Below are 6510 nucleotides of genomic sequence, written 5' to 3'. Positions count from 1 at the left end.
CAGTGTTTATGCGGGTTTGCGGGCTCTCATATCCACTTTTTACTTATTCCCACTCGATCGTAGCGGGCGGCTTGGACGTGATATCGTACACAATCCGGTTGATATGGGGCACTTCGTTGACAATCCGCACGCTGATCCGGTCCAGCACCTCGTAGGGAATACGGGTCCAGTCGGCGGTCATGAAGTCTGTGGTGGTGACAGAGCGGAGAGCCAGAGTGTAGTCATAGGTCCGGCCGTCACCCATAACGCCCACGGAACGCATGTTGGTGAGCACCGCGAAATACTGGTTCATGGTGCCCTCCAGATGGGCCTTAGCGATCTCGTCCCGGAAAATGAAGTCTGCCAGGCGCAGAGTGTCCAGCTTGTCCTTCGTCACCTCGCCGATGACCCGGATGGCAAGGCCCGGACCCGGGAAAGGCTGGCGCATGACCAGATACTCCGGCAGGCCCAGCTCCCGACCAAGCTGACGGACCTCGTCCTTGAAGAGCATCCGCAGGGGTTCGATGATCTCCTTGAAGTCCACATAGTCCGGCAGGCCGCCCACGTTGTGGTGGCTCTTGATGACGGCGGCGTCGCCGGTGCCGGACTCGATCACATCGGGATAGATGGTGCCCTGGACCAGGTAATCCACCTGGCCGATCTTTTTGGCCTCCGCCTCAAAGACACGGATGAATTCCTCCCCGATGATCTTCCGCTTGCGCTCCGGCTCGCTGACGCCGGAGAGTTTGGAGAGGAACAGCTCCTCCGCGTTGGCCCGGACGAAGTTGATGTCCCACTTTTTGAAGGCCTCCTCCACCTCGTCGCCCTCGTTCAGGCGCATGAGGCCGTGGTCCACAAACACGCAGGTCAGCTGGCTGCCTACGGCCTCGGCTACCAGGGCTGCCGCCACGGAGGAGTCCACGCCGCCGGACAGGGCCAGCAGCACCTTGCCGTCCCCCACCTTCTCCCGGATCTGGCGGATGGCAGTCTCCTTGTAGTCGCCCATGGTCCAGTCGCCCGCTGCGCCGCAGACCTCATACAGGAAGTTGCGGATCATGTCGGTGCCATGCTCCGTATGATTGACCTCCGGGTGGTACTGGACGCCGTAGAAGCCGCGGCTCTCATCGCAGATGGCCACATTGGGGCAGGCGTCGGAGTGGGCCACCAGAGCGAAGCCCTCCGGCACCTTCTCCATGTAGTCCCCGTGACTCATCCAGGTGATGCCCTGGGCGGGAAGGCCCTTGAAGAGCTTGCAGGCCGAATCGAAATACGTCTCGGTCTTGCCGTACTCCCGGGCGGAGTCGTCCTGGGCCTCGGTAACCCGGCCGCCCAGGTTATGGGCCATCAGCTGACAGCCGTAGCAGATGCCCAGGATGGGCACGCCCCAGGTGAAAATGGCCGGGTCCACCTGGGGGGATTTGGGATCATACACGCTGTTGGGGCCACCGGTAAAGATGATGCCGATGGGATTCATGGCGCGGATGTCCGCCAGCGGGGTGGTGTAGGGCTTTACCTCGCAGTAGACGCCGCACTCCCGGACCCGGCGGGCAATGAGCTGATTGTACTGTCCGCCGAAGTCCAGCACGATGACAGTCTGGTGAGACAAGGGAATTCCTCCTTTGTGTAAATTCGGTTTATGAGATCTCTGCGCCGCCCCACTCCACCAGGGTGAAGCCGGTACGCACCGGGGCGGCCAGCGTCTGGGGCGGAAGCTCCACGGAGCGGTCCAGCGGCTTCCAGGCCATGAAGACCCGCAGCACCGTGTCCGGCGCCGGGTCTGCCGTGAGCCGGGCATGGTCCGTGTAGGAACTTGTCTGGAAGGCGATCAGATTATAGGCGTTCCCCTCCATGTGGGGCAGCCAGTAGACAATAAACTCGTTGGCCTCCCGGCGGTTCAGACCCAGAGTGGCCAGGGTGTCCTCCAAAAAGGCGGCGGTGTCCCTGCCTGGTACGCAGAAGCCCTGGGAGAAGTCATATTCCGTCCGGCTGACGCCCTCCCAGTAGAGGTAATTGTAGGTCTGACCGACCGCGTCCGTCAGCGTCCCGTCGGGGCTGGCGGTGACCATCCAGGAATTTCCATTCATGACGGGATAAACACAGGTCAGTTCCCCGTCATAGTCCAGGGTAACGGTGACATCGGTCTCCGCCTCCGGATAGAGGTAGATGACCGGCTTTGCGTCGGCTCCGCCTCCCGGCGGCGTACAGCTGGGGAGCAGCGCTAGGGCCAGGGTCAGCAGTACCAGAAACAGTGGGGGCCGTTTCATGGAAAAGTCCTCCTTTTTCTGATGCGCCGGAAGATAGGGAACGATCGTTCCGCTATCCTATCAGACGGAAAAAAGAGACGAATCTTACAGAGTGCCGCGGAAAATGCAGAGGATCAGTCCTCGCCCCGGAAGACGATGTTGCCGGGCTCGGCGGACTCGATGATGGCCAGGGACTTCAGGTTCACACCCGCGGCCCGCAGCCGGTCGCCGCCGCCCTGGAATCCCTTTTCTACCGCGCAGCCGATGCCCACCAGCGTGGCACCGGCGGCGTTGACGATGTCGCACAGGCCCCGCATGGCTTCGCCGTTGGCCATGAAGTCGTCGATAATCAGGACCTTGTCGTCGGCGGAGAGCCACTCCTTGGAAACCAGCAGCGTCACCTTTTTCTTATAGGTGTAGGAGAAGATGTCGCTCTGGTACAGGCCGCCCTCGATGTTGTCGCTCTTGGCCTTCTTGGCGAAGATCATGGGCTTGTGGAAGTGGTGGGCCACGATGGCGGACAGGGCGATGCCGCTGGCCTCGGCGGTGAGGATCATGGTGACCTCGTCCATATTGAAGTGTTTGCCGAACTCCTCTGCGATATGGTCCATCAGCTCCGTGTCGATGCGGTGGTTCAGAAAACCATCCACCTTGATGATGTTGCCGGGCAGCACCTTGCCCTCTTTCACGATGCGGTCTTTCAGTTCCTGCATGGGTGATTCCCCCTCGATCTGTCTGTATTTTGCATGGTTTTATGCCAAATTTGATCTTTTTCTATTATCTCGAATCCTGCCGGATTTTGCAACTGTTTTTGCCCACAAAAAGAAGGTGCTTCCTCCGGTGGATTTGCATAGGACGGACAAAACGCGGCAAACGCCGCGCCGTGGAAGGACACGGCGCGGCGTTGGGCATTATTTCCCCTCCAGCTTGTCGGCGGCAGCCTCCAGCCAGCTGCCCTGGAAGGACTCGATGTCTCCGGCGTCGGTAAGGGCGGCCAGGGCCGGGTCGATGGGCATCTCCGCCAGCACGGGCAGATGGTGGCGCTCCGCAGCTTCGGCAGTTTTGCCCTGGCCGAAGAGATGGATCTGCTTCCCGCAGTCCGGGCAGGTGACATAGCTCATGTTCTCCACCAGGCCCACGATGGGGACCTCCATCATCTCTGCCATCTTCACGGCTTTCTCCACCACCATGCTCACCAGCTCCTGGGGAGAGGCCACGATCACGATGCCGTCCAGGGGAATGGACTGGAACACACTGAGGGACACATCGCCGGTTCCCGGCGGCATATCCACGAACAGGTAGTCGCAGTTCCACAGCACGTCGGTCCAGAACTGCTGGACCACGCCGGAGATGACCGGGCCCCGCCAGATGACCGGGTCCGTCTCGTTGGGCAGCAGCAGGTTGGTGCTCATCACCTGAATGCCGGTTTTGGACACCATGGGATACAGGCCCGCCTCGCTGCCTGTGGCCTGGCCGTGGATGCCGAAGGCCTTGGGGATGGAGGGACCGGTGACGTCGGCATCCAGAATGCCGACCTGATGGCCCCGGCGGCGCATGGTGACCGCCAGCTGGCTGGTGACCATGGACTTTCCGACGCCGCCCTTGCCGGACACGATGCCGAACACCTTACCGATGTGGGCTTCGGGATGGTGCTCCTTCAGCAGGGACTGGGGTTCCTGCCGCTCGCTGCAGCTCTCGCCGCAGGTGGAGCAGTCGTGGGTGCATTCGCTCATAGTATGGATATCTCCTTTTTTCGCTTTCGCGTAATTGATAAACACAGGCTCCCGGCCCCGCCGCTGCGGGGAACGGGGAGCATTCCATATCTTATACCTCTACCGCCGCATCCGTCAACCGCTGGACGAAAACTTCCCTGTCTCCGGCAAAAAACTCCCCCTCCCGGCTGTGGCAGGTGAAGAGCAGGATCTGCCGGTTCCCGGCGGCCTCTTTCAAAAACTGCAGGGCCGCAGCGCAGCGGCTGTCGTCAAAATTGGCCAGGGCGTCGTCCAGCACGATGGGCACCTGCTTCTCCGGCGGCAGCACCAGCTCACAGATGGCCAGGCGCACCGCCAGATACAGCTGGTCCAGCGCGCCGGCGGAGAGCAGGGCGGCATCCCGGAACACCGGGTCTCCCACAGGCTCTGCCGAGAGGCGGAAGCTCCGGTCCAGCACCACACCGGCATAGCGGTTGTCGGTCAGTCGGGAAAAGATCTCCGCTGCCCGGCGGCCCAGAGCGGGAGAGAAGCGGTTCTGCAGGGCGGTGTTGGCCCCCTCCAGTGCCTCCATAGCCAGCCGGAGAGCGCTGTACTCCGTTTCCAGCCGCTCCTTTCGGGCAGCCAGGTCCTCGGCAGAAGCCCGCAGCACCGCGGGATCGCCCGCGGCGTGGAGCTGGCCGTCCAGACGGTCCGCGGAGGAGCGGGCCTCCGCCAGTGCGGCGCGGACCCGGTCCAGCTCCGTGGAGATGGCCTCCCGGCTCCGGACGGGAGCGGGGACATCCGCCTCCGGCGTGCCGGGAGCGGGCGCCTGCTGGACCTGAAGCTCATAGCGCATCCGTGCCTCCCGGGCGGCGGTCTCCGCCTCCGCCAGCTCCTTCCGCCGGACGGCACAGGCCCGGAGCAGCTGGTCCGCCGTGGGGATGTCGAAGGCGTCGGGAGCGAAGCGCCGGACCTCCAGCAGGATGCCCTGTTCGTTGGAGGAGAGACTACTATATAAGGTGTCCGCTGCGGCGGACTTGGCGTTGACACTGGCCTGGGCGGCGTCCCGGGCCTCGCACAGCTTGGCGTAATCCTCAGCCAGCTGGCGGATGGCATCCAGGTCCGCGGTGCCGAAGCGCTTCAACCGGAGTTCTGCCCAGCCGGCCTGAAACGCCCGCTTTTTCAAAAAGAGAGCGAGGGCGCACACGCAGGAGAATCCGGCTAGCATGGTGAGAAGCGCAAGCAGCTTGCTGTGGCTGCCTGTGAGAAAAAGTACCGCATAGGTCACGACGAAACACAGTGGGACACCAATTAAAAAAGTCAGCACGCCGGGGACCGGATTCCATTTGACAGGCTCGTTCTCAGTTCCTGCGGCCTCTCGCCGGGCGCTCTCCGGACTCTGCCCGGCAAAGGGACTCTCATTCACAGCGGCCTCCGCCCGCAGCAATGCCTTCATGGCCTCGTCCCGCTCCGACCGGGCCTTGTCCACGGCTCTCCGGGTGGTCTCCAGATTGACGATGGCGCCGCGGAGCCGGGCGATGGTCTCGTTCTCCGGGATTTGGTCCTGCTGAAGCCGCTCCTGCACCTGCGCGGCGCGGACCTCTGCCTGTTCCGCCGCCGATGCGGCACCGGAGAGGGCCTGGCGGCGCTGGGCGGCCTCCCAGCGGTCGCAGTCCGTCAGTTCCGCCTGTAGGATCTCCGCCCGACGGGACAGAGCTTCGACCTCGGAGCGGGCCTGCACCAGCTGCCGGGCCAGAGAGTTGCTCTCCGACAGCTGACGGTCCAGTTCGGCCAGCTCCGTCTCCAGAGCGGGGAGCTGCCCGGTCCTGTTATGGCGGCGACGATTCAGCTGCTTTTTCAGGGCATCCGCAGCCTCTGTATAGGAGGTGCCCTCCTCTCCGGAGGAGATCAAGGCCGCGATGCGCCGTTCCAGCTCGGCGTCCTGGCTGATGGGCAGGTTATTCTGCCGGATAAAGGCGCTGCGCTCAAAGACCTCCCGGCTGATGCCCAGCAGGGTCTCGCCGCAGGCGGCACCGGTCAGGCCCGGCACAGGCTCGTTGGTACCGGCGTATACGGCACTGAATTCCCCCATGGGGCTGGTCTGCCGCCGGGTGGCGCGGGTCAGAGTCAACTCCCCCAGTTCCGTGCCGCAGTCCATCCGGCCGGACATGGCCGCGCCTGACCAGGGAGCAAAGCGGTTTTTATCCGCGATAAAACCAGCGCGGTCCCGCTCCCGGCTGTTGACACCATATAAAATAGAGAGCAGAAAGGCGCACCAGGTGGACTTTCCAGTCTCGTTGGGGGCTTCGATGATATTCAGACCGTCCCCCAGCTCCAAAGACCGGCCCTGGAGTTTGCCGAAGGTGGCGGTCATGCGATGAATCCGCAGATCAATCCCTCCTACTATGTATACATTTTATTTCCATGGACATTATACCACTGTCGCCTCCGTTTGCACAGCTTATTTTCCCAACCTGCGCAAGGGGAAAGGGGACGAAAGCCGGAGAAATCGCCACAGCAATCAGAAAAATAAAAAAACCTCGAAAAAGGTATTGACAAAAGGGGAAGGATTTGGTATTCTAACAAAGCTGTCGGCG

Annotated in this window: 5 protein-coding genes; all 5 read right to left on the bottom strand. The window is 62.4% G+C overall.

The features are described 5' to 3' along the window. Nucleotides 1-43: 43 nt before the first annotated feature. The 5 genes from guaA to QVE23_RS09950 all read right to left on the bottom strand — a co-directional run bounded on the left by guaA (nt 44) and on the right by QVE23_RS09950 (nt 6287). Complete coding sequence (gene guaA / locus QVE23_RS09970; RefSeq protein ID WP_119311770.1) at nt 44-1585, bottom strand: glutamine-hydrolyzing GMP synthase; 1542 nt, start codon at nt 1583-1585, stop codon at nt 44-46. 28 nt (nt 1586-1613) lie between these two features. Next, on the bottom strand, nt 1614-2243 hold the full coding sequence (locus tag QVE23_RS09965; protein ID WP_025544726.1) for a hypothetical protein: 630 nt from the start codon (nt 2241-2243) through the stop codon (nt 1614-1616). Between the two features lie 113 nt (nt 2244-2356). Further along, on the bottom strand, nt 2357-2935 hold the full coding sequence (locus QVE23_RS09960) for a xanthine phosphoribosyltransferase (protein ID WP_021750465.1): 579 nt from the start codon (nt 2933-2935) through the stop codon (nt 2357-2359). A gap of 198 nt (nt 2936-3133) precedes the next feature. Next, nucleotides 3134-3955, bottom strand: a complete 822-nt coding sequence (locus tag QVE23_RS09955; RefSeq protein ID WP_119311769.1) for an Mrp/NBP35 family ATP-binding protein — start codon at nt 3953-3955, stop codon at nt 3134-3136. A 91-nt stretch (nt 3956-4046) separates the two neighbouring features. Further along, entirely contained in the window at nt 4047-6287 is a 2241-nt protein-coding gene (locus tag QVE23_RS09950; protein ID WP_287967295.1) for an ATP-binding protein, read from the bottom strand. Nucleotides 6288-6510 lie beyond the last annotated feature (223 nt).

Origin of the sequence: Oscillibacter sp. KLE 1728 (genome assembly GCF_934833455.1) — a bacterium.
Lineage (GTDB): Bacteria > Bacillota > Clostridia > Oscillospirales > Oscillospiraceae > Oscillibacter > Oscillibacter welbionis.
Note: the sequence above shows the minus strand (reverse complement) of the source record. Positions and strands in the feature narration are given on the sequence as shown.